This window comes from Pseudomonas sp. GW821-FHT07G10 (assembly GCF_059418545.1).
In genome coordinates this window covers 1-560 of the sequence record NZ_JBWKQB010000075.1, presented here as the reverse complement: position 1 = coordinate 560, position 560 = coordinate 1, and the positions used below count along the sequence as shown (strand labels likewise).

Annotated in this window: 1 pseudogene; it reads left to right on the top strand. The window is 61.2% G+C overall.

Annotated elements, in window-relative coordinates:
• Positions 1-560: pseudogene (locus AC07O1_RS30375) on the top strand (transketolase); the annotation flags it as partial.

Here is a 560-nt window from a genome sequence, read left to right as displayed (position 1 = left end):
GCCGAGTGGGACCAGCGTTTTGCGGCTTACTCTGCAGACTTCCCGGAGTTGGCCAACGAACTGATCCGTCGCCTGAGTGGCGAGCTGCCAGAGGACTTCTCCGAGAAAGCGGCGGCCTACATCGCTGAAGTGGCGGCCAAAGGCGAAACCATCGCCAGCCGTAAAGCCAGCCAGAATGCCTTGAATGCTTATGGCCCAATGCTGCCGGAACTGCTGGGTGGCTCCGCTGACCTGGCCGGTTCCAACCTGACCCTGTGGAAAGGCTGCAAAGGCGTCAGCGCTGAAGACGCCAGCGGCAACTACATGTATTACGGCGTTCGCGAGTTCGGCATGAGCGCGATCATGAACGGCGTGACGCTGCACGGCGGTCTGGTGCCTTACGGCGCGACCTTCCTGATGTTCATGGAATACGCCCGCAACGCCGTGCGCATGTCGGCGCTGATGAAGCAACGCGTAATCTACGTCTACACCCACGACTCCATTGGTCTGGGCGAAGACGGCCCGACTCACCAACCGATCGAGCAACTGTCCAGCCTGCGCTGCACGCCGAACCTCGACAC